Source organism: Polaromonas sp. P4_H1, from assembly GCF_056400945.1.
In genome coordinates, this window is the sequence record NZ_JBFUKG010000156.1 from 1 (window position 1) to 517 (window position 517).

Genomic DNA, 517 nt, shown 5'->3' on the forward strand with positions numbered 1-517 from the left:
ATGGTTTTCTTCGACGACGGCGGCCAATGCGCCAGCGTTTCGCGACCACGCTCGTAAATGGCGATCGCATCCTGATTRGCGCCACGCTTGATTGCTCGACGGCAGCTCCGCAACTGATACGGAACCGCCTTTTGCCATAGCTCAGCGAGAAACGCGTGGTCGGCAAGTCGGTCGATATGTTCGTCGAGACGGTCGGCGAATCGAAGCTCGATAATTTCGATCGCCTTGGCGTGGAGATAGCGACGGACGCTGAGTAGCATCATGCCGTAGGCCACTTCTCTCGTGAGCTCATGTTTGAACGAATATTCGACCGTGCCGGAGGTAGTGGCCTTTCTGAGAAAATCCCCCGACTCGAGCGCCAGAAGACGAGGAGCCAGTTCGTCGGGATCAGTTCCAACCATGCCGGACAGCAGGATCAATGAGATGTCTTTGCCGATCACGGCGGACATTTGCAAAAGCGATTTCGTCGCTTGATCGAGTAGGTCGATACGCGATGCCAGAACGGAATGAATGGTCT

Annotated in this window: 1 pseudogene; it reads right to left on the reverse strand. The window is 55.6% G+C overall.

Annotation, left to right across the window (positions count from 1 at the left end):
- Positions 1 to 517: pseudogene (locus AC1DS5_RS25635) on the reverse strand (adenylate cyclase); the annotation flags it as partial.